Genomic DNA, 20,287 nt, shown 5'->3' on the forward strand with positions numbered 1-20,287 from the left:
CTCAGTGGACGGCGGCCGCGCCGATGCCGGCGGGGTCGTCGCTGCTGTGGCCTGGGAACAGCGGCTGGTCGGGATCGAGGTAGGTCGCTGCATTGTTCACCGCGGTCGCCGACTCCCCGAAACCTACGGCGATCAACCGCACCTTGCCCGGGTACTCGGTGATGTCGCCGGCCGAGTAGACGCCCGGGACCGACGTCCGCATGGCGGTGTCGACCATGATCTTGCGGTCGACGATCTCGATTCCCCAGGTCTCGAGCGGCCCGATGTCGGCCGTGAACCCCAGCGCGGCGATGACCGACTGCGCCTTGTACGGCGTCACCGTGCCGTCCTTGTGCTTGACGTGCACCGTGTGCAGCCGGTCGTCTCCCTCGAGGGAGTCGACCTGCGCGTCGGTGACCACGACGGTGGCGCTCTTCTCCATGTCCGCGACGCTGGCCGCGTGTGCGCGGAAGTGCTTGCGCCGGTGCACCAGCGTGACCGAGGATGCCAGGCCGTCGAGCGCGAGCGCCCAGTCGACGGCGCTGTCGCCGCCGCCCACGATGACCACGTCCTGGCCGGCATGGGCCGCGAGCTCCTTGACCACGTACGTGAGACCGCGTCCCTCCCACTCCGCGCCGCCGGGCAGCGGTCGCGGGGTGAAGGTGCCGATCCCGCCGGTGATGACGACGGCACCGGTGGTGACCCGCGTGCCCTGGTCGGTCGTGACGACGAGCCGCTCGCCGGCCCGTGGTCGATGACCCGCCTCGTTGGTGAGGTGCTCGGCCCGCTCCCCGAGCAGGTAGGTCGGCTCGAAGCGGGCGGCCTGCTCGACCAGCCCCGCGACCAGGTCCCGGCCCTTGATCCCGGGGAAGCCGGCCACGTCGTAGACCATCTTCTCCGGGTAGAGCGCCGTCACCTGGCCGCCGGGTTCGGGGAGGCTGTCCACGATCGCCGTCCGCAGCCCGCGGAACCCGGCGTAGTAGGCGGCATAGAGGCCCGCCGGACCGCCGCCGACCACCAGCAGGTCGACCTCGACCGTCCGGTGGCCGGCCGGCGCCTCGGGCAGCACGGTTTCGGTGACGGTCATGCCTGTCCTCCAGCGGGGTTCGCGCCGACCTTGTCCGCGCGGGTGTGGCCGTGCAACCGTTCGATGGCGAGCTCCCGGACCCGGAAGCGCTGTAGCTTGCCGGTGGCAGTCTGCGGTAGCTCGTCGAACACCAGGACGTGTCGAGGGCGCTTGAACGCGGCGAGCCCCTCCCGGCAGAACAGGACGAGATCCTCGGGCGAGGCCGCGCCGCCCCCGGCCAGCACGACGCAGGCGACCGGCTTGTCCAGACCGTCGGCGTCGGGCAGCGAGACGACCACCACCTGGTTGACCGCCGGGTGCTGGCGCAGGCGCTCCTCGACCTCCGTGGGGGAGACCCAGATGCCGCCGGCCTTGATGATGTCGTCGGTGCGGCCCATCGAGGCGAAGAAGCCGTCCGTGCCCCGGACATAGGTGTCGCCCGTGCGTACCCACTCGCCCTGGAAGACGGCACGGGTCGTGGCCATCCGCGACCAGTAGCCCGTGGCCGCCGAGCTCCCCTTGACGAAGAGGTTCCCGGGTGTGCCATCGGGCACCGGGTTGCCGTCGTCGTCGAGCACCTTCGCGTCGTATCCGGCGACGAGTTCCCCGGTCGCGCCGGCGCGGGTCCGGCCCGGGCGACCGCTGATGAAGATGTGCAGCATCTCGGTGGAGCCGATGCCGTCGAGCATCTCGACGTCGAACGTCGTCGTGAAGCGCTCGAACAGTGCCGCGGGAAAGGCCTCGCCGGCCGAGACGCACTCGCGGACGGACGCGAAGGCGTCGTGCGGCAGCCCCGCCGTGAGCAGCGCCGAGTAGTAGGTGGGCCCGCCGAAGAACAGTGTGGGCCGGTGCTCCCGGAGCACGCGCAGGGTCGACGCCGGACTCGGCCGGGAGCGGTCCAGGATCGTGCTGGCGCCGACCGAGAAGGGGAAGGTCAGCGTGTTGCCGAGCCCGTAGGCGAAGAAGAACTTCGCCACCGAGAACGTGATGTCGTCCGGCCCGATGGCCAGCACGTCCTGGGCGTAGGTCTCGGCGGTGTCCCGCAGGGAGCCGTGCCGGTGCATCGCACCCTTGGGCGTCCCGGTCGTGCCCGAGGTGTAGAGCCAGAACGCGGGGGAGTCGGCCACCGTGGGGTAGGAGTCGGCCACCTCGTCGAGTCGGTCCGAGCCGGCGGTGACGAACGCATCCCAGTCCCGGACCCGTACGCCCGGCACGTCGGGCAGCGCAGCGAGGGGGGCTGCCCCGCTGAAGACGACGACGTCGGTCAGGCCGAGCCGCCCGCTGAGCGCCGGGGCCAACTCGGCGAACTCCGAACTGAGCGCGACGAGGCGCGCACGGCTGTCCCGCGCCAGGTCGGCGATGTCCTTGGGCTTGAGCATGGTGCTCACCGGCACGGGCACGGCCCCGATCCACAGCCCGGCGAGGAATGCCGTCAACAGCTCCGGGGTGTCACCCATGCAGAGGAGCAGGCGTTCCTCGGGTCGGACGCCCGAGGCCACCAGTGCGGCGGCGAAGCGACGTACCTCCTGCTCCAGCTCCCCGTAGCTGAAGGTGCGCACGCTGCCGTCGAGATCGATCGCCGTGATCGCCCGGCGGTCCGGAGTCGCGTGCGCGTGCCGGGTGACCAGCCACTCGGCGGCGTTGAAGATGTCCGGCCCGGGGTGCGCCGGTAGGGCTGTGGACCCCGCGGAAGCGGTGTCGATGATGGCCACGCTGCTGGCCCCTTCGCTCGGACATGGAGTCGTCGGGTGACGAGAAGCGCCACCCGACGACTCCAGGTAGGTCAGAAGCGGACGTAGTCGTACTCGACCGGCAGTGAGTTGATGCCGACCGACGGCGGGGAGATCCAGCCGGCGAAGTCACCCGCCTCGTAGTGGGGCACCATCAGTTCGGCGACCTGCGCCCGGTCGTCGCGGGTCGGCAGGTAGTCGCCGACGGTGCGCTCCCAGGTGGCGTCTTCGACGATCTCGCCGGTGGGCGTGACGTGGTGACCGGCGAAGGAGCCCACCTTGCGGTTGAAGCCCTGGTGCGGGAGGAACAGCCGCTCCTCCAGCCCCGCGTCCTCCAGTTCCTGGTTCCAGCGATTGACACCGTTGGCGCAGTCGGCGACGTACTCGTTGCGCAGGTCCAGGTTCAGGGCGGTGAGCATCGGGACGGTCTTGGTGCTCATGGCACCGTTCTCGATGATCGGCACGTCCATCGTCAGGTCGTGCAGCTGGTGGTCGTCCTTGCGGCGGGTCTCCATCCAGCGGCCCTTCAGGCCGGCGGTGTAGTAGCTCGCCACGTTCGACGACGTCTCGGACCCGAACAGGTCCATCGACACGGAGAACTGGAAGTTCAGGTACTTCTGGATCACCGACAGCGGGATGCCGCCGTACTTCCAGATGTCGTCGGTGCCGTGCTCCTTCATCAGTTCCGCGGTCCGCTGGACGGTGCGCTGCACGCCCGTCGTCCCGACGAACATGTGGTGCGCCTCTTCCTTGAGCATGAACTCGCAGGTGCGCGCCAGCGGGTCGAAGCCGCTCTCCTTCAGCGTGCCGAGCTGGTACTTGCCGTCCCGGTCGGTGAAGTAGGTGAACATGAAGAACGACAGCCAGTCGGTGGTCTCCTCGTTGAACGCGCCGAGGATGCGCGGGGAGTCGAAGTCACCGGAGTTGCGCTTGAGCAGCTGCTCCGCCTCCTCGCGGCCGTCCTTCCCGAAGTAGGCCTGCAGCAGGTAGACCATCGCCCAGAGGTGGCGGCCCTCCTCGACGTTGACCTGGAACAGGTTGCGCATGTCGTAGAGCGACGGCGCGGTCATGCCGAGGTGGCGCTGCTGCTCGACCGAGGCGGGCTCGGTGTCGCCCTGCACGACGATCAGCCGGCGCAGGTCCGACCGGTGCTCACCCGGGACCTCCTGCCACGCCGGCTCGCCCAACTTGTCGCCGAAGTTGACCTTGCGGTCGGGGTCGCGCTCGGCGAGGAAGATGCCCCAGCGGTACTCCTCCATGGGCACCCGGTCGAAGTGCGCCCAGCCGTCGCGGCCGACCGCGATGGCGGTGCGCAGGTAGACGTCGTGCGTCGGGATCGACGGGCCGAGGTTCTTCCACCAGTCGAGGAACTTCGGCTGCCAGCCCTCCAGGGCCCGCTGCAGCTTCCGGTCGCTGGCCAGATTGACGTTGTTCGGGATCTTCTCGCTGTAGTCGATCTTCGACAGCGGGCCGGTGGGCTTCGGGGCCTCGCCGGTGACGGTGCCGGTCTCCGGGGTGCTTTCGGTGGTGGTCATGGTCAGACCCGCTTCCTGTCGTAGTCGGCCCGCTGCCCGGTGCCGTAGCGGCGCAGTGCTCCTTCGGGGCCAGCGGCGTTGGGCCGCTGGAAGATCCAGTTCTGCCATGCGGTGAGCCGGCCGAAGACCTTCGTCTCGGGCGTCTCCTGCCCGGCGAAGCGGAGGTTGGCCTCCATGCCGGTCAGCGCGTCGGGGGAGAAGCTCTTGCGCTCCTCGACGACGAGGCGGACCTCGTCCTCCCAGTCGATGTCGTCGGGGGTGCTGGTGACCAGCCCGAGCTGCAGCGCGTCGGCTGCGCTCAGGTCCCGGCCGACCGCGGCCTGCGCCGCGGCCAGTTCCTCGTCGCTGCCGAGGAAGCGAACCTGGAGCCGGCTGAGGTCGTTGCCCATCGGCAGCAGCCCCAGGTTGAACTCGTCGAGCCGGATGACAGCCGCCGGCTTGGGGTCGTCATCCTCCTCGAACTGCCCCTCGAGCATGAACGAGCGGTCGGCCGCGAAGGCGATCTCGGCCAGTGCACCGACGAAGCAGCTGCCCGGCTCGATCAGCGCGAACAGGCTGCGACTGGTGGTGTCCAGGCGCTTCACGGTGCGCTTGTAGAAGCCGATCGTCTCGTTCACCAGCCACTCGTCCCGGTGGGCCAGCAGGAACTCGTCGTAGGCGGCCGCCGTCTCCACGTCGCCCTCGGTGCGCAGCAGCCAGGTGCCGATCATCAGCTCGTTGGTGCGCAGCCGGAGGATGACGTCGTCGAGCTGGCGCGTCATCGCCAGGAACCAGGCCCGGTCGCCCTGCTGGTGCAGCTCCTCGACGCTCGCCGGCACCGCCGTGGGGCCGAGCACGGTGATGGTCGCGGTGCTGGACTGCCGGTCGAGCACCACGCGCACGTGCTCGTAGCTGGTGGTGTCGCCGTCGACGGCGCGGTTCAGCGGGTTCAGGGCGACCCCTTCCGCGCCGGGGCCCGGTCGGCTCGACGTCGCGGCGGCCTCGCCTGCGCGGCGGGCGATCTCGTCGGCGAAGTCGCTGGCCTTCGCGACGGCGTCCACGAGCCGCCACTGCACCGCGCGATCGCCGCGGATGCCCTCTGCGGTGGTGGAGAAGATGTCGGCGAGGTCGCGGCGCACGCCCCGCTTGTCGACGACGCGGGTCAGGCCACCGGTGCCGGGCAGCACGCCCAGCAGGGGCACCTCGGGGAGCGATACCGCGGAGGAGTTGTCGTCGATCAGCACGATCTGGTCACAGGCGAGCGCGAGCTCGTAGCCGCCGCCGGCCGCGGTGCCGTTGACCGCCGCGATGAACGGCAGGCCGGAGTTGTCGGTCGCGTCCTCGATGCCGTTGCGGGTCTCGTTGGTGAACTTGCAGAAGTTCACCTTCCAGCTGTGCGCGGAGCCCGCGAGCATCTTGATGTTGGCCCCGGCGCAGAACATGCGGTCCTTGCCGCTGGTCACCACGACGGCCTTGGCCTCGGGGTGCTCGAAGCGGATCCGCTGGACCGCGTCGTGGAGCTCGATGTCGACGCCCAGGTCGTAGCTGTTCATCTTCAGCTCGTAGCCGGGGACGATGCCGCCGTCCTCCGCCACGTCCAGGGTCAGGGTCGCCACCTCGCCGTCGACCGACAGTGTCCAGTGCTTGTACTGCTCGGGCGAGGTGTCGAACGAGACCTCGACGGGGGCGGTCTGCGGCGTGGCCGCCTGCTCCTCCGCCGCTCCGGTCGCACGCTGTTCGAGGGTGGTCATCAGTTCTCCTCGGGGATTGCCGGCGCGGGGGGTCCGAGGCCGGCCGTAGCTATTCTGACGTGCTACACCGTAATGCGCAAGTTGTATCGCAAGTGTAGATCTCGGTCGAGCGGTGGCCGACGTGCGGAGCCGTTAGGGTGCGGGGCAGTGGCGGGCTGAGCGCGACGCGACGACAGGAGCCGGCATGCAGCACGTGCAGACGAAACTCCGCTGGGTGAAGGACGACGATCCCCGATGGGACGACGACCGTGCGCGGGTGTTCGCCACGGTCGGCGCGGACGTCTTCCCTGGTCTCCCGCGGCAGACGGGCGCGGGGCTGCCCAGTGACTGGTGGCGGGTCCAGGACGGCGATCGGGTGGTCGGCTACGGCTGGCTCGACGACGTCTGGGGCGACGCGGAGATCCTGCTGGCCGTGGAGGAGCCGGCCCGTGGCACCGGCGCGGGCAGTTTCGCGCTGGCCCATCTCGAGGACGAGGCGGCGGCCCGGGGGTTGAACTACGTCGTCAATGTGGTCCGTGACACGCATCCCGACCGGGACGCCGTCACCCGCTGGTTCCTGTCCCATGGTTTCGCCGGGACCGACGACGGGCGGTTGCGCAAGCAGGTCGGCGACCGGTCACGGGACATCGGCCAGCATCAGGACGGCCGGCCTGGAGCAGCCCGGCCCGACGCGCCGGACGACGGCCGGCGAGCCCGGTACGACGCCGAGCGCGACCGCGCGGCGGCCAGGCCGAGGACCGAGACGCCGCCCGGTGCAGATCTGGGCCCCGGCCACGAGGAGAGCGGCGGCTACGTCGACGCGGAGCAGCACCGGTTCTGAGCGTCAGGCGACGCCGAGCAGGGCGTGCGCCACGGAGCTGTCGCGGCGGAACTCCTGGGTCGGGGAACGGTGGACCACCCGTCCCTTGTCCATGACCGCGATGTCGTCGGACACGGCGAACGCGAGGTGCAGGTCCTGCTCGACCACCACGAGGGTCACGCCTTCGGCCTTCATCCGGACGATCACCTCGCCGATCATGTCGACGATGGCCGGCGCGAGGCCGTCCGAGGGCTCGTCCATGAGCACCAGGCGAGGATTGGTCAGCAGTGCCCGGGCGATGGCGAGCATCTGCTGCTCGCCGCCCGAGAGCTGGCCCGCCTCGTGCCGGCGTCGCTCGCCCAGCCGGGGGAGCAGGTCGAGGACCCGCGGGATGTCCCACGGGCCGCGGCCGCGGCCTCGGCGGGCGGCCAGGTCGAGGTGCTCGGTGACGGTGAGCGGCGCCCACACCCGGCGACCCTGTGGCACCAGCGCCACGCCTGCGCGCGCGACGACGTCGGGACGGCGGCCGGCCAGGTCCCCGCCATCCACCCGGATGGATCCCGCGGAGGGCGCGACGAGACCCATGAGTGTGTTGATCAACGTCGACTTGCCGACGCCGTTGCGGCCGAGCAGCCCGAGCACGCGGCCCGCCTCCAGGTCGAGGTCGACGCCCTGCAGAACGGTGCTGCGCTTGTAGCCGGACTCCAGTCCTCGGACCTCGAGCACTCAGCTCACCTCCATGTCGGCCGGGTCGGGTGCGTCGAGGAACAGATCGCCGCGGCCGGTGCCCAGGTAGGCCTCCTGAACCGCGGCGCTCGCCCGGACCTCGTCGGGGGTGCCGGTCAGCAGCACGCGACCGAGATGCAGCACCGTCACCGACGATGCCAGCGCGAACACGACGTCGAGGTCGTGCTCCACGATGACCACGGTGACGGTCTCGGGCAGCGAGCGGAGCAGGCCGACCAAGCGGGCACTCTCGGCGGGGGACATGCCCGCCGCCGGCTCGTCGAGTAGCAGCAGATCGGGCTCGCATGCGAGAGCGACGGCCACCTCGAGCTGTCGGCGCTCTCCGTGCGACAGCGCGGCGACCGCGGTGTCCGCCCGGGAGTCGAGACCGACGTCGGCGAGCAGGGCGCGGGCGCGCTCGTGGGCGGCCCGCTGTCGTCGCGGCACGAGTGAGTGCCCCGCCGGAAACCGGCGCTGCGCGGCCAGGAGCACGTTCTGCTGCACGGTCTGGCTCAGGAACAGACTGGAGTGCTGGAGTGTCTGACTGATCCCGCGGCGGGCACGTTGGTGTTCCCGCAGGCGCGTGACGTCCGAGCCGCCGAGGGCGACGGTCCCGCTGGAGACGGGCATGGAGCCGGTGATCAGCTTGAACAGCGTGCTCTTGCCTGCGCCGTTCGGACCGATCAGGGCGTGCCGTGCGCCGGCCGGGACGTCGAGGGTGACGTCGTCGACCGCCTTCAGCGCCCCGAACTGCCGGCTGACACCGCGCAGGGACAGCAGGGCGCTCATCGGGTTCCTTCCGGGGACGGGCGGCGGCGGACCAGCTCAGGGAGACCGGCGAAGCCGCGCGGCAGCAGGTACACGGCCAGGACGAAGACGATGCCGAGCAGCAGCGGGCCGTGGCCGTCCAGGTCGGGCCCGAGCGCGTCACGCACCAGCACGACGACGGCCGCGCCCAGCACCGGGCCCCACAGCGAGCCGGCCCCGCCGAGGATCACGGCGAGCAGGACCAGCGCGCTGGTGGTGAAGCCCGCCTCGCTCGGCGTCACCAGGCGCACCTGCGCGGCGAACAGCCCGCCCGCCAGACCGGCGAAGCCGCCGGCCAGCACGAACGCGCCGAACTTGTAGCGGAAGGGGGAGTAGCCCAGCGACCGCATGCGCGGCTCGTTGTCCCGGATGCCGCGCAGCACCCCGCCGAACGGGGAGGAGGCGATGAGGTGCACACCGAGATAGCCCAGCGCGGCGACGGCCAGGACGAACCAGTAGACGTAGCCCGGAAGCGTCAGTGCCGCACCGGCGACCCGCACGGTGGGAATCCCGTAGAGGCCGTTGGATCCGCCGGTCACCGAGGACAGCGACTGCGCCAGCTGGTGCACCAACTCGCCGATGGCGAGGGTGAGCATCAGGAAGTACACCCCGCCGCTGCGCACCGCCAGCCAACCGGTGGCGCCCGCGGCGATCGCGCCCACGGCGGCCGCGACGAGCACCGGTACCACGCCCTCCGCGGTCCAGTGGCTGGCGACCAGACCGGCCGCGTAGGCGCCGACCCCGAAGTAGGCGGCGTGCCCGAGGGAGGGCAGCCCGGTGATGCCGACCAGCAGGTCGAGGCTCACGGCGAACAGCGCGAAGATCAGGATCCGCGACAGCGTGCTGGTGCCGACCGGCGCGACGAACAGGGGCACCGCGGCCAAGGCCGCCAGCACCACCACGACGGGCACTACCCGCAGCGGCCTGGTGGACCCGCGGCCGGCCGGCCGCGGACCGTCGACCTGCGCGCCGGCGGCCGAGCGGGAATCGGGGGCGTGGACGGGAACGGTCACGGGTGCGCCGCCTTCCGGGAGCCGAAGAGCCCGCGCGGGCGGACGACGAGGACGACGGCCAGCGTGCCGAACAGGATGAAGGAGGCGATCTCGGGAACCAGCGCCCGGCCGAGCGATTCGACCTGGCCGATCAGCAGCGCACCGATCAGGGCCCCGCGTACGGAGCCGAGGCCGCCGATGACGACGACGACCAGCGCGAGGATGAGGATGGTCTTGTCCAGGCCGGGCCGGGCCCCGTAGACCGGTGCGCCGAGCACCCCGGCGACGGTGGCCAGCATCGAGCCGATGCCCAGGACGGCGAACTTGACCTTGCGGTTGTCGATGCCGAGGGCCGAGACCATGTCGCGGTCGGCGACGCTGGCCCGCACGAGCGCGCCCACCGACGTCTTCTCGACCACCAGCCAGACGGCCAGGGCGAGCAGCAGCCCGACGGCGATGAGCAGGAGCCGGTAGACCGGATAGGCGTTGCCGACGACGGAGACGCTGCCGGTCAGCCCGGGCGGCGGCGACACCGACCGCACGTCGTTGCCGTACAGGATCGACAGCCCCTCGGCCACGATGAGCGAGATGCCGAGGGTGAGCAACGCCTGGTCGAGGATCGGCCGTCGGGCCAGCGGCTCGGTCATGCCCGACAGCGCGCCGCCGGCCAGCAGGCCGACGAGGGCGGCGACGCCCAGCGCCGTCAGAAAGCTGGCCCAGGACGCACCGGCGACGAAGGTGACCGCCAGGTAGGAGCCCGCCAGGAAGAATGCGCCGTGGGCCAGGTTCAGCACGTCCATCATCCCGAAGACAATGGACAGCCCGACGGCGAGGATGAACAGCAACGAGCCGATGGCGAACCCGTTGAGGATGCTGACCAGGTTCGTGTCGAACCAGGGGGCCATCGAGGATCTCCTCTCCGGAGAAGCCGGGAACCGCGGCCGGGGCGGAACGCCCCGGCCGCGGTCGCGACTGCTACAGGACTAGGGCTGGGCGTGGACGCCGAGGTCGGTGACGACGCTGTTGACCAGGGTTCCGCTCTTGTCGGTCACCTTGCGCAGGTAGATCGTCTGCTCGGGCGTCTGGCCGTTGAACTTCCACGGCCCGCGCGGGCTGTCGTCGACCTCGCCGAGGCCGCCGAGAGCGTCGGTGAGCGCCTTGCCGCTCACGTCCCCGGCCTTCTGCAGCGCGCGGTTGAGCACGTTCGCGGCGTCGTACGCCTGCACGGCGTACACGGTAGGCAGTGCCTTGTAGGCCTTCTGGTAGGCCGCCACGAAGTCCTTGTTCGCCTTGTTGTCGATCTCGGTCGAGTAGTGCAGCGACGTCTGGACACCCACCGCGGCAGCCCCCTGCGCGGCGAGTACTCCGCCTTCGGTCAGGAAGCCCGACCCGTAGAGCGGAAGCGTGTCCTTGAGGCCGAAGTCGGAGTACTGCTTGACGAAGCTGACGGCCTCGCCGCCGGCGTAGAACGCGAAGACGGCCTTCGCGCCCGATGCCTGCGCGCCCGAGAGGAAGGGCTGGAAGTCCTGCGTCGTGCCGAACGGCGTCAGGGTCTGCCCGGCGAGCTGTCCACCGCCGGCCTGGAACGCCTTGGTGAAGCCGGCCACGACCTCTTGTCCGGCCGCGTAGTCCGGTGCCATGACGTAGACCGGGCCGACACCCTCCTTCGCGAGGTGCTCACCCATAGCCGCGGCGATCTGGGCGTTCGTGAACGACGTCCGCCACACGTACGGGCTGCCGGCGTCCTTCGTGATGGGTCCGGCGCCGGCGTTGGCGATCAGCAGCGGCGTCTCCGCCTCGGTGACCTGCTTCGCCACGCCGAGGGCGGTCGCGGAGTTGACGATCCCCACGAGTGCGTCGACCGTGCCCTCGGTGAGCAGGCGCTGGACGGCCGGCACGCCGGTGTCCGGCCCTTCGCCCTCGTCGGCGGTGACGGTGTCGACGGTGTAGTGGCCCATCTTGCCTTCGTGCTCGTCGAGCCAGAGGTTCCAGCCGTTCTGCATGTCCTTGCCGAGCGGCGTGTAGACCCCCGCCTGGGGAACGACCAGTCCGACGTGGAACGTGCCGCCGCTCTTGCCCCCACCGTCGGCGGAGCTCGTCTCCCCGAGGCTGCCTCCTCCGCAGGCGGCCAGCGATACCGCCAGCGCCCCGGCGGTGAGCGTGAGCGGCAGACGGCGGCGGAACGGTTCCAGCAGCGACAAGACAGTCTCCATCGACTCAGGACGTGCTACATCAGCCCGTCTCTTGCCGGAGGAGCTTGTAGAACTCCACGACATGTGTCAAGCGCCACAGGATCTGTTGCACGACTGTGACCTGGCTCCGCCGGGGGTGGACCCGGCTTCACGCTGCGCATGTGGGCTTGTGGCGGGATGTCACGATGTGCGGCGTGGAAGCCGTCGAGGGGCCGTTCGTCACGCGCCGGCAGGAGTTGGGTGCGGCCAGCGCCCGCAGCCTGCTGTTGACAGTCCTGGGCGAGTTCGTGCTGCCCAGCGGTCGTCCTGTCTGGACCGCCACGCTCCTCGAGCTGCTCGCCGACCTGGACGTGGCCGAGAAGGCCGCCCGTCAGGCGATCATGCGGACGGCGGACTCCGGCTGGATCGAGCCGAGCCGGGTCGGCAGGGAGACGCGGTGGTCGCTGACAGCGGCCGGCACGGAGCTGCTGCGCGAAGGCACCGCGCGGATCTACTCCTTCGCCGCCGAGGAGAAGCCCTGGGACGGTCGCTGGCTGCTGCTCACCGTCTCCGTCCCGGAGAACAACCGGGCGCTGCGCCAGCGGCTGCGCACCCGCCTCGGCTGGGCCGGTCTGGGCTCGCCCGCGCCCGGATTCTGGGTGACACCGCGGGCGGACCGCGAGCTCCAGGCCAGGAAGGTCGTCGAGGACCTGGACCTGCTCGGGGGCAGCTGGTCCTTCGTGGCCGACGGAGGGCAGATCGGTGACGAGCGCTCACTCGCGCGGGCGGCCTGGGAGCTCGACGAGGTCGAGGCTCGTTACGAGGCCTTCCTCGATCTGGTCAGTCGTCGACGACCTCGCACCGATCGGCAGGCGCTGATCGCGCAGGTGCGATTGGTCCAGGAGTGGCGGCGATTCCCGCTGCTGGACCCGGGCCTGCCCCGCGAGCTGCTACCACCCCGCTGGACGGGCAACCGGGCGGCCGAGGTCTTCCGCGAGCGGCACGCGAGCTGGGCGCCGCGTGCCCAGCAGGCCTGGGCCGACCTCACCCGAGAGGACTGAGCGCGGGCGGTCACGCCGAGACGTTCCGTGGCTGGGGCGCGCACCAGAAACACGTGCTCTGCCACCGTCCCCGTGGTGCGTCCCTTCTACCGTGCGCCCGTCGATGCCCGCTGCTGCGCCCGTGGTCGCACACCGGGCGGGAGGGCGCCCCGGGCGGCCGGGGGTCACCGCGGCAGGGCGGTGACCCCCGGGGCGGTCAGCGAGGGTCGATGGGGGTGATGGTGCCCGCGCGGGCCTCGATCACCTCGGCAGCGTCGAGGATGCCGTCCTCGCCGAAGCGGCGACCGAGCAGCTGCACCCCGGCCGGTAGGCCGTCGGTCACCCCGGTCGGCACGGACAGGGCCGGGAACCCGAGGACGGGGATGGCCATCATCGACGCCTGGGCCGCCATCACCCGCCGCATGCTGTCGACGCTGGCGATGTCCGCATCCTGCTCGAACGCCTGCTCTGCGGACACGGGTAGAAGCACCGTGGAGTACCGCTCCATGAACTCGCCGAGCATGCGGATCAACGAGCCGCGACGGGCGTATCCGTTCATGTAGTCGGTGAGGCTGGGCTGCTCACCCCACCATTCCGCGGAAACCGCGTAGTAGTTGGCTGCCGCCTGCTTCATGCCGCTGTCACCGATCTCGTCGACCAGCGGCATGATCTGGCGGAACTCCTCCATGCACAGCAGGTACCAGAGCCGATACGCCTCGGCCAGCAGGGGCAGCTCGACCTCCTCGACGACGTAGCCGGCGTCAGTCAGCCAGCCAGCCGACTGGTCCAGCGCCTCGTTGACGGCCGCCGTCGGAGTGGCGACACCGTGGTCACGGACCAGCGCGACCCGGCGCGGACGGTCGGCAGCCGACACCCCGGGCGACCCGGGCACGTGGAACGGGTCGCGAGGATCGGCGCCGGTCATGCCGCGGAGGGCCAGTCGGGTGTCGGCGACCGAGCGGGCGAGCGGCCCCTGGACGAGCATGGACTGCACCGACAGCGCCGGATCGAGGTCCTGGGGGCCGTAGGTCCCGGCCACCCGGCCGACGGTCGGGCGAAGTCCGACGAGGCCGCAGGCGTAGGCGGGGTACCGCACGGATCCACCGATGTCGTTCCCGTGGGCGATCGGCACCATGCCGGCCGCGACCGCCGAGCTCGCCCCGCCGCTGGACCCGCCGGGTGTGCGCGCCGTGTTCCAGGGGCTCAGCGTTCGTCCGTGCAGATCGTTGTCGGCGAACCAGCGGTAGGAGAACGCCGGCGTATTGCTGCGCCCCAGCAGGATGGCGCCGGACCGGCGCAGGTTCGCCACGTGGGGGCTGTCGGTGGTCGCGATGTTGTCCTTGAAGGCGACGACGCCGTTGGTCGTCGCGTAGCCCACCTGATCGGAGTTGACCTTGATGGCCACCGGGACGCCGTGCAGCGGGCCCGGCTCGGCACCGGAGGCGGTCTGCCGGTCGGCTTCCGCGGCCGCCTCGAGGGCTTCCTCCGGGCGCACCTCGATGAGGGCGTTGAGCGCGGGATTGACCCCGTCGATGCGGTCCAGGCAGCTCTGCACCACCTCGCGCGCCGATACCTGGCCGGTGCTGATTCCATGAGCCAGCTGTGTGGCGGACCAGCGCCACAACTCGTCGGACCCGGTGCGGTCGTCCGTGATCGAGGTCATAGGGAGACTCCCAGGAGATGTCGAGGCGAGCTTGTGCCGTGGGACTCTCTACACGGATGTGCTGAATGTCAATGAGGGTGTGGCATGTTTTCGAATGCCGGAATTCAGCCGGCCGGCGTCGCGTCCTCCAACCGGCCCCTGGCCTGCACGGATGCTGCTGACACCTAGTTCGCGTTCGTCCGCAACACCTTCGGCGAGTTCGGCTTCGACGACTACCAGCGTGGCTACGGACGACGCAGCACGCTGGTGCGACGGTTGCAGCAGTTCTTGTGGAGCACGCCGGTGCTGCTGACGCGCGTGTGCGCGGAGGGCGCGTTCGAGATCGACGCGGACGTGCACTCCGGCGAGCGGACGGCCGAGGTGATCACCCCATAGGGGCCGATGATGTCTGTGGCCAGCCTCGGGGCGCTGGGTCTGACCGTGCCCGTGCAGGTCGACGAGGGCCTGCCGATCGGCGTGCGGCTGATCGGCGCGCGGTTCCGGGAGGACACCCTGCTGGACGCCGGCGCTGCCATCGAGCGTCGCGAACTGGTCTCGACCCCGATCGATCCGCGCTGAGACCGCTCAGGCCGAGACGGGGGCGTGCTGCGCCAGCCAGGCGCGGCCCGCCTCGGTGATCACGCGGGTGTCCCGATCGGCCTCCAGCAGGGGCGGGTCCTGCCGGTAGAGCTGAGCGACCAGGTGACTGTCGGGGGCGAGCTGCCGGGCGATCTGGTGGGCCTCGAGCTTGTCCAACCGTCCGTCCGGCGCCTCGGAGAACCGCCTCAGCAGCGCGACCTGAGCCTGCACAGGGTCGCGCCGCGGGGCGCTCGGGGAAGCTGTGGCCGGCTGGTCGTCGAGGAGAGCGGTGATCGCGCGCGAGAAGGTCTGCACCAGGTCGCGGATGCGGTCGTCCCGCGAAGGGGCGTCGGCGTCCCCGCCGGTGCCCTGCCAGGTCCGCTGCGGGTGCCGGCGCAGGTACTCCTGCTCGAGTTCGAGCATCCGCTCGGTGTGCGTCCTGAACTGCTCGGCGGTGCCGTGCAGGAAGACCCAGTGCCGCATGGCGTGGGCGTGCACTCCCTGGCGCTCCAGCTCCTCGTCGGTCAGGTCTCGCGCCGGCACACCCGGTCGTTCGGTCATGGCTGCTCCGTCAGTCGGTTCCGCTGGACAGCGTGCCGGGCGGACGACCGCCCGGGGGTTCATCGTGCTGGCTCAGGCCGCCCCTGTCACCCGGCGCTCACGGGCCGGCCGGCCAGGGGGCTGCCCGCACCGTGTTCCTAAGCTGCCGAACATGCCGCTCTTCTCGTTCGAAGGCAAGTCGCCGCGGGTGCATCCGGAGGCGTGGGTCGCGCCCACCGCGACGGTGGTGGGTGACGTCCTCGTCGAGGCCGGCGCCTCGGTTTGGTACGGGGTCGTGCTGCGGGCCGACTTCGGCCCGATCGTGATCCGGGAAGGGGCCAACGTGCAGGACAACTCGGTGCTCCACGGCGGCACCGACCCGGTCACCGAGATCGGGCCCGGCGCCACGGTGGGGCACATGTGCGTCGTCCACGGGGCAGTGGTGGGGGCCGAGGCGCTGATCGGGAACGGGTCCACCGTGCAGGACGGCGCGCGGATCGGCCGCCGGACTCTGGTCGGGGCGGGCAGCCTGGTGCCGCCCGGCGCGGTGATCCCCGACGAGGTGCTGGCGTTCGGGGCCCCGGCCCGCGTGCGCGGACCGCTGTCGGAAGGGGCCGCCGGGTGGGTCGACGGCAACCCGTCGATCTACCGGGAGCTGGCACGCCGGCATGCGGTCGGCAGCGTCGAGGTCAGCCCGCCGGGCGGGTGAGCACCAGGTTCAGCGCGGTCATCGTCAGGACCGGGGCACCCGTCGGGCCGAGGAGCTCGATCCGGGTCTGCACCAGGCCGCGGTCGGGCTTGCTGCGCGAGAGCCGGGCCTCCTGCACCGTGGTGCGCAGGCGCAGCTCGTCGCCGGGGCGAACCGGCGCCAGCCACCGCACCTCGTCGACCCCCGGAGAACCGAGGCTTGACACCGGCGAGAGGTACTGCTGGGCGAACAGCCGCATCATCAGCGCGCAGGTGTGCCAGCCGCTGGCGATGAGGCCGCCGAACGGCCCGGCGGCGGCGGCCTCGGGGTCGACGTGGAACGGCTGCGGATCGAACCGGCGACCGAAGTCGACGACGTCGTCCTCCTCCACCCGGATCGCACCGTGCTCGGCCGTCGTCCCGACGACGTAGTCCTCGAACCACCGTTCATCCATGGGCCCAACCTAGGGAGCGGGTCCTGGCCCGACGACCCACCCGCCATCCGAGCCGGTACCGGGGTCGCCGAGCGCCGGCCACTCGACGAGCCGACGCCCGGTGCCGGTCTCGTCCTCACCGACGCGCACCCGGCCCGGGAGGCCGACGTCTCCGATCTCGAGGACTGGGTCGCTCCGGTCCGCGGCTGACCCGGCAGCTCACCCGGGGGTGAACTGCTGGACCCGCGGCACGGTGGTGATCAGGTGGACCGTCGCCGAGCCCGAGGAGGCGCCGAGCACATGGGGGACGTCGGCCGGGAAGCGGATGAAGTCGCCGGAGGTGAGTCGGTGCTGGTCGTCCAGCGTCCCCGCCAGCACCCGCCCCGCGAGGACGTAGGCGTGCAGGAGTGCCCCGGTGGCGAGCGGCGCCGCGGCCGCGGCCGGGGCGCTCAGCCGGACCAGGGAGGTGAGCACCTGGCCGGTGCCGAAGATGTCGTCGAGCCGGCGGCGACGGTCCCGGGGCCCGCCCTCCCACTCGGCGTCGCCATTGCGGTGGACGATGACCGGGCTGCCCCACTCGGTGAGCAGCCAGGTCGCGCCCACACCGAGGGCCCGGGCGGTCGCGAGCAGGGTCTCGATCGTCGGGTTGCCGCGTCCGCTCTCGAGGTTGGCCAGGGTCTGCTTCGCCAGCCCGGCGCGGTCGGCGAGCGCGCCCAGGCTCAACTGCCGTTCCGTCCGCAGCCGGCGGACGTTCCGGCCGACGACCATCGAGTCGCTCACTCGTCCATTCTGATGGACAGCCGTCCATCTTGACCAGCGCACGCTGTCGTGGGTGGATGGTGCACGTCACATGTGCTCCAGGGAGGTCCCGATGCAGTACTCGGATGTAGCAATTCCGCTGGGCGCGGCGTGGTCGTCGCCGTTCGCCAAGTGGCAGGGCACGCTCGCCGAGGTACCGAGCCTGGACCTCGCCGTCGCGGTGACCTCGCGGGCGCTCGCCGACCGGGGCGTCGATCCGGCCGGCATCGATGGGCTGGTCCTCGGCTGGACCATCCCGCACAGGACATCTTCTACGGCGCGCCGACGCTGGCCGCCCGTCTCGGGGCCACCGGGATCAGCGGGCCGATGGTGAGCCAGGCCTGCGCGACCAGCGTTGCCGCGCTGCACGCCGCGGCCGGTGCCGTGCAGGCCGGTGCCGGTACGCAGCTGGTCGTCACCACCGACCGGGTGTCCAACGGGCCGACGCTCTCGTGGCCGGCGCCCAGCGCGATGGGCGGCGCGCCGGTGACCTCGCACTGGGTGCTGGACAGCTTCGCCCGCGACCCGTGGGCCGGCGCCGGCATGCTCGCGGCCGCCGAGGCCGTGGCGGCGGAGATGGGGGCCACCCGCGAGGAGCTCGACGACCTGACCGCCCTCCGGTGGGAGCAGTACGCCGCCTCGCTCGCCGACGATCGGGCGTTCCAGCGGCGCTACCAGGTGCCGGTGGAGATCCCGAAGCGCAAGGGAGCGCTCACGCTCGACGCCGACGAGGGCATCCGGCCCAAGACGCATGAGGGCATCGCCGGCCTCCCGCCCGCCGCACCGGACGCGCTGCACACCTTCGCCTCGCAGACCCATCCGGCCGACGGCGCCGCGGGGGCGGTGGTGACCACCGAGGCCCGGGCCCGCGAGCTCTCGGGCGAGGGAGTGGTCCGCATCCTCGGCGCCGGCTTCGCCCGCGTGGCCAAGAGCCGGATGCCGCAGGCGCCGGTGCCGGCCGCGCTGTCGGCCCTCGCCGCCGCGGGGCGTTCGATCGCCGACGTGCAGGCCGTGACGACGCACAACCCCTTCGCCGTCAACGACCTGTGGTTCGCGCGGGAGACCGGCATCAAGGCGGAGGACATGAACGCCTACGGCTGCAGCCTGGTGTTCGGTCACCCGCAGGGCCCGACCGGCCTGCGATCGATCGCCGAGCTGATCGAGACCCTGCGGCTGCGCGGCGGCGGCATCGGGCTGTTCACCGGGTGCGCCGCCGGCGACACCGGGGCCGCCGTCGTCCTGGAGGTCACCGACTGATGACGCCGACGTTCGCCCCACCCAGGATCGAATGCGAGCAGCGGCCCGACGGCGGCCTGCTGATCCGGTCGGCGGAGCCGCTGGCCGAGCACCCGGTCAGCATCGTGCACTCCTTCCGCGCGGGCAGCGAGGCGCATCCCGAGCGGCTGCTCGTCGCCGAGCGCGCGGGGGAGGAGTGGGCGCGCCTGACCTGGGGAGAGGCCCGGGCGCGGGTGGACGCCCTCGCGCAGGGCTTGCTCGACCGCGGGCTGGCCGACCGGCCGGTGATGGTGCTGTCCGGCAACAGTCGCCTGCACCTGGTGGTCGCGCTCGCCGCCATGACCGTCGGCGCGCCGCTGGTCCCGACCAGCGTCGCGTACTCGCTGCAGAGCACCGACCACGCCAAGCTGCGCGCGATGGTCGACCTGGTCGACCCCGGGCTGCTGGTCGCCGAGGACGCCTCGTTCGCCCGCGCCGTGGCGGCCGTCGCGGCGGGGCGGACGGTGCTCAGCCCGGACGCCGGGCTGGCCGGCGCGCTGCATCCGGACGACCTGGCGTCGGCGCCGAGCGACGAGGTGGACCGGAGGTGCGCGGCACTGAGGCGGGACGACGTCGCCAAGATCCTCTTCACGTCGGGGTCGACCGGCACGCCCAAGGGGGTGCTCAACACCCACGGCATGCTGTCGGCCAACCAGCAGCAGATGCGGCAGGTCTGGCCGTTCCTCGTCGACGAACCGCCGGTGCTCCTCGACTGGCTTCCCTGGAGCCACACGTTCGGCGGCAACCACGACACGAACATGGTGCTCACCAACGGCGGCACCCTCTGGATCGACGACGGCCGCCCGGCGCCGGGGCTGGTCGAGCGGACCGTGCGCAACCTCGCCGACGCCCGTCCGACGGTCTACCTCAACGTGCCGGCCGGATACGCGGCCCTGCTTCCGCACCTCGAACGGGACGACGCCGCGGCACGGGCCTTCCTGTCCCGGCTCCGGCTGGGCTTCTTCGCTGCGGCCGCGCTGCCGCAGCAGTTGTGGGACCGGCTGCAGAAGCTCTCCGCCGAGCACGGCGGGACGATGCAGATGACCACGTCCTGGGGGCTCACCGAGACCTCGCCGGCCGCGACGTCGGCGCACTTCCCGATCACCCGCAGCGACTCCCTCGGCGTCCCCCTGCCCGGGGTGGAGCTCGCCCTGGTGCCGGTCGGTGAGAAGACCGAGGTACGGGTGCGCGGCGCCAACGTGACACCCGGTTACCACGGCCGGCCCGACCAGACCGCGGCCGCCTTCGACGAGGACGGCTTCTTCCGCACCGGGGATGCCGTCACCCTCGCCGATCCGGACGACCTCGCCGCGGGCCTGCTGTTCCACGGCCGGATCGCCGAGGACTTCAAGCTGTCGACCGGCACGTTCGTCAGCGTGGGGACCCTGCGGCCGCAGCTGCTGTCGGCCTCGGAGGGACTGCTGACCGACGCCGTCATCTGCGGGGAGAACGCTGACACCGTGCTGGCCATGGTGTGGCTGCACCCCGACCACCTGCGTCGCTGCGACGACGACGGCGTCCCCGACGACGGGCTGCGCGCCGAACTGCGCCAGACCCTGGAGCGGCTCGCGGCCTCCGGGGGCGGCTCGTCGCAGCGTGTCGAGCGGCTGCTCGTGCTGCGGGAGCCGCCTGCTCTCGACGCCGGCGAGATCACCGACAAGGGCTACGTGAACCAGCGTGCGGTCCGGGAGCGCCGGGCCGCCGAGGTGGCGCTGCTGACCGCGGACCCGCTGCCCCATCGAGTGGTCGTGCGCTGA

Annotated in this window: 20 protein-coding genes; 7 read left to right on the top strand and 13 right to left on the bottom strand. The window is 71.6% G+C overall.

Annotated elements, in window-relative coordinates; all coding sequences use genetic code 11:
* Nucleotide 1: 1 nt before the first annotated feature.
* From AC2H4J_RS17380 to boxC, 4 genes are all read right to left on the bottom strand, one after another.
* The gene (locus AC2H4J_RS17380) at nucleotides 2–1,066 is read right to left on the bottom strand and encodes an NAD(P)/FAD-dependent oxidoreductase (protein WP_487466139.1); all 1,065 of its coding nucleotides are present in this window, start codon (nucleotides 1,064–1,066) and stop codon (nucleotides 2–4) included.
* On the bottom strand, nucleotides 1,063–2,757 hold the full coding sequence (locus tag AC2H4J_RS17385) for a benzoate-CoA ligase family protein (RefSeq protein ID WP_487466140.1): 1,695 nt from the start codon (nucleotides 2,755–2,757) through the stop codon (nucleotides 1,063–1,065). The genes AC2H4J_RS17380 and AC2H4J_RS17385 overlap by 4 nt, the downstream gene beginning before the upstream one ends.
* Nucleotides 2,758–2,828: 71 nt before the next feature.
* Entirely contained in the window at nucleotides 2,829–4,310 is a 1,482-nt protein-coding gene (gene boxB / locus AC2H4J_RS17390; RefSeq protein WP_487466141.1) for a benzoyl-CoA 2,3-epoxidase subunit BoxB, read from the bottom strand.
* Between the two features lie 2 nt (nucleotides 4,311–4,312).
* Nucleotides 4,313–6,040: a 2,3-epoxybenzoyl-CoA dihydrolase gene (gene boxC, locus AC2H4J_RS17395; protein ID WP_487466142.1), complete on the bottom strand. Its 1,728-nt coding sequence runs from the start codon at nucleotides 6,038–6,040 to the stop codon at nucleotides 4,313–4,315.
* A gap of 184 nt (nucleotides 6,041–6,224) precedes the next feature.
* Here boxC and AC2H4J_RS17400 point away from each other — a divergent pair, with 184 nt between their 5' ends.
* On the top strand, nucleotides 6,225–6,860 hold the full coding sequence (locus AC2H4J_RS17400; protein WP_487466143.1) for a GNAT family N-acetyltransferase: 636 nt from the start codon (nucleotides 6,225–6,227) through the stop codon (nucleotides 6,858–6,860).
* 3 nt (nucleotides 6,861–6,863) lie between these two features.
* Here the strand turns inward: AC2H4J_RS17400 and AC2H4J_RS17405 are convergent, their stop codons facing one another.
* From AC2H4J_RS17405 to AC2H4J_RS17425, 5 genes are all read right to left on the bottom strand, one after another.
* Complete coding sequence (locus AC2H4J_RS17405) at nucleotides 6,864–7,565, bottom strand: ABC transporter ATP-binding protein (protein ID WP_487466144.1); 702 nt, start codon at nucleotides 7,563–7,565, stop codon at nucleotides 6,864–6,866.
* Complete coding sequence (locus AC2H4J_RS17410; RefSeq protein WP_487466145.1) at nucleotides 7,566–8,354, bottom strand: ABC transporter ATP-binding protein; 789 nt, start codon at nucleotides 8,352–8,354, stop codon at nucleotides 7,566–7,568. It abuts the gene before it with no gap.
* Nucleotides 8,351–9,385 carry a branched-chain amino acid ABC transporter permease gene (locus AC2H4J_RS17415; RefSeq protein ID WP_487466146.1) on the bottom strand — a complete coding sequence of 345 codons (1,035 nt, stop codon included), beginning with the start codon at nucleotides 9,383–9,385 and terminating at the stop codon, nucleotides 8,351–8,353. Before AC2H4J_RS17415 ends, AC2H4J_RS17410 begins: the two co-directional genes overlap by 4 nt.
* Nucleotides 9,382–10,269, bottom strand: a complete 888-nt coding sequence (locus tag AC2H4J_RS17420; RefSeq protein ID WP_487466147.1) for a branched-chain amino acid ABC transporter permease — start codon at nucleotides 10,267–10,269, stop codon at nucleotides 9,382–9,384. Before AC2H4J_RS17420 ends, AC2H4J_RS17415 begins: the two co-directional genes overlap by 4 nt.
* Before the next feature lie 78 nt (nucleotides 10,270–10,347).
* On the bottom strand, nucleotides 10,348–11,577 hold the full coding sequence (locus tag AC2H4J_RS17425; RefSeq protein ID WP_487466148.1) for an ABC transporter substrate-binding protein: 1,230 nt from the start codon (nucleotides 11,575–11,577) through the stop codon (nucleotides 10,348–10,350).
* A 173-nt stretch (nucleotides 11,578–11,750) separates the two neighbouring features.
* Between AC2H4J_RS17425 and AC2H4J_RS17430 the strand changes: the two genes are divergently transcribed.
* Nucleotides 11,751–12,596, top strand: a complete 846-nt coding sequence (locus AC2H4J_RS17430; protein WP_487466149.1) for a PaaX family transcriptional regulator — start codon at nucleotides 11,751–11,753, stop codon at nucleotides 12,594–12,596.
* Between the two features lie 196 nt (nucleotides 12,597–12,792).
* Here the strand turns inward: AC2H4J_RS17430 and AC2H4J_RS17435 are convergent, their stop codons facing one another.
* Nucleotides 12,793–14,238, bottom strand: coding sequence for an amidase family protein (locus AC2H4J_RS17435; protein ID WP_487466150.1), 1,446 nt, complete (start codon nucleotides 14,236–14,238; stop codon nucleotides 12,793–12,795).
* Nucleotides 14,239–14,622: 384 nt separating this feature from the next.
* On the opposite strand from AC2H4J_RS17435, the gene AC2H4J_RS17440 reads away from it, so the two are divergent.
* Complete coding sequence (locus tag AC2H4J_RS17440; RefSeq protein ID WP_487466151.1) at nucleotides 14,623–14,796, top strand: hypothetical protein; 174 nt, start codon at nucleotides 14,623–14,625, stop codon at nucleotides 14,794–14,796.
* Nucleotides 14,797–14,802: 6 nt separating this feature from the next.
* On the opposite strand, the gene AC2H4J_RS17445 is transcribed toward AC2H4J_RS17440, so the two are convergent.
* Nucleotides 14,803–15,357 (bottom strand): DUF6158 family protein, encoded by a 555-nt coding sequence (locus tag AC2H4J_RS17445; RefSeq protein WP_487466152.1) that lies wholly within the window; start codon nucleotides 15,355–15,357, stop codon nucleotides 14,803–14,805.
* Between the two features lie 151 nt (nucleotides 15,358–15,508).
* On the opposite strand from AC2H4J_RS17445, the gene AC2H4J_RS17450 reads away from it, so the two are divergent.
* Nucleotides 15,509–16,045, top strand: coding sequence for a gamma carbonic anhydrase family protein (locus AC2H4J_RS17450; protein WP_487466153.1), 537 nt, complete (start codon nucleotides 15,509–15,511; stop codon nucleotides 16,043–16,045).
* On the opposite strand, the gene AC2H4J_RS17455 is transcribed toward AC2H4J_RS17450, so the two are convergent.
* Both AC2H4J_RS17455 and AC2H4J_RS17460 read right to left on the bottom strand, forming a co-directional pair.
* Entirely contained in the window at nucleotides 16,026–16,478 is a 453-nt protein-coding gene (locus AC2H4J_RS17455; protein ID WP_487466154.1) for a MaoC family dehydratase, read from the bottom strand. The two genes, AC2H4J_RS17450 and AC2H4J_RS17455, sit on opposite strands and share 20 nt — an antisense overlap.
* A gap of 198 nt (nucleotides 16,479–16,676) precedes the next feature.
* On the bottom strand, nucleotides 16,677–17,237 hold the full coding sequence (locus AC2H4J_RS17460) for a helix-turn-helix domain-containing protein (RefSeq protein ID WP_487466155.1): 561 nt from the start codon (nucleotides 17,235–17,237) through the stop codon (nucleotides 16,677–16,679).
* A 91-nt stretch (nucleotides 17,238–17,328) separates the two neighbouring features.
* Between AC2H4J_RS17460 and AC2H4J_RS17465 the strand changes: the two genes are divergently transcribed.
* From AC2H4J_RS17465 to AC2H4J_RS17475, 3 genes are read left to right on the top strand one after another with little or no spacing between them, the layout of a single operon-like run.
* The gene (locus AC2H4J_RS17465) at nucleotides 17,329–17,589 is read left to right on the top strand and encodes a hypothetical protein (RefSeq protein WP_487466156.1); all 261 of its coding nucleotides are present in this window, start codon (nucleotides 17,329–17,331) and stop codon (nucleotides 17,587–17,589) included.
* Nucleotides 17,583–18,512, top strand: a complete 930-nt coding sequence (locus AC2H4J_RS17470) for a thiolase family protein (protein ID WP_487466157.1) — start codon at nucleotides 17,583–17,585, stop codon at nucleotides 18,510–18,512. The genes AC2H4J_RS17465 and AC2H4J_RS17470 overlap by 7 nt, the downstream gene beginning before the upstream one ends.
* Nucleotides 18,512–20,287, top strand: coding sequence for a feruloyl-CoA synthase (locus AC2H4J_RS17475; protein WP_487466158.1), 1,776 nt, complete (start codon nucleotides 18,512–18,514; stop codon nucleotides 20,285–20,287). Before AC2H4J_RS17470 ends, AC2H4J_RS17475 begins: the two co-directional genes overlap by 1 nt.

Source organism: Blastococcus sp. OS1-29, from assembly GCF_057628075.1.

Coding starts and splice junctions, on each gene's coding strand:
- AC2H4J_RS17380 (WP_487466139.1), bottom strand. CDS start 1,066: ATGACCGTCACCGAAACCGTGCTGCCCGAGGCGCCGGCCGGCCACCGG.
- boxB (WP_487466141.1), bottom strand. CDS start 4,310: ATGACCACCACCGAAAGCACCCCGGAGACCGGCACCGTCACCGGCGAG.
- boxC (WP_487466142.1), bottom strand. CDS start 6,040: ATGACCACCCTCGAACAGCGTGCGACCGGAGCGGCGGAGGAGCAGGCG.
- AC2H4J_RS17400 (WP_487466143.1), top strand. CDS start 6,225: ATGCAGCACGTGCAGACGAAACTCCGCTGGGTGAAGGACGACGATCCC.
- AC2H4J_RS17410 (WP_487466145.1), bottom strand. CDS start 8,354: ATGAGCGCCCTGCTGTCCCTGCGCGGTGTCAGCCGGCAGTTCGGGGCG.
- AC2H4J_RS17420 (WP_487466147.1), bottom strand. CDS start 10,269: ATGGCCCCCTGGTTCGACACGAACCTGGTCAGCATCCTCAACGGGTTC.
- AC2H4J_RS17425 (WP_487466148.1), bottom strand. CDS start 11,577: ATGGAGACTGTCTTGTCGCTGCTGGAACCGTTCCGCCGCCGTCTGCCG.
- AC2H4J_RS17435 (WP_487466150.1), bottom strand. CDS start 14,238: ATGACCTCGATCACGGACGACCGCACCGGGTCCGACGAGTTGTGGCGC.
- AC2H4J_RS17440 (WP_487466151.1), top strand. CDS start 14,623: ATGTCTGTGGCCAGCCTCGGGGCGCTGGGTCTGACCGTGCCCGTGCAG.
- AC2H4J_RS17445 (WP_487466152.1), bottom strand. CDS start 15,357: ATGACCGAACGACCGGGTGTGCCGGCGCGAGACCTGACCGACGAGGAG.
- AC2H4J_RS17450 (WP_487466153.1), top strand. CDS start 15,509: ATGCCGCTCTTCTCGTTCGAAGGCAAGTCGCCGCGGGTGCATCCGGAG.
- AC2H4J_RS17455 (WP_487466154.1), bottom strand. CDS start 16,478: ATGGATGAACGGTGGTTCGAGGACTACGTCGTCGGGACGACGGCCGAG.
- AC2H4J_RS17465 (WP_487466156.1), top strand. CDS start 17,329: ATGCAGTACTCGGATGTAGCAATTCCGCTGGGCGCGGCGTGGTCGTCG.
- AC2H4J_RS17470 (WP_487466157.1), top strand. CDS start 17,583: ATGGTGAGCCAGGCCTGCGCGACCAGCGTTGCCGCGCTGCACGCCGCG.
- AC2H4J_RS17475 (WP_487466158.1), top strand. CDS start 18,512: ATGACGCCGACGTTCGCCCCACCCAGGATCGAATGCGAGCAGCGGCCC.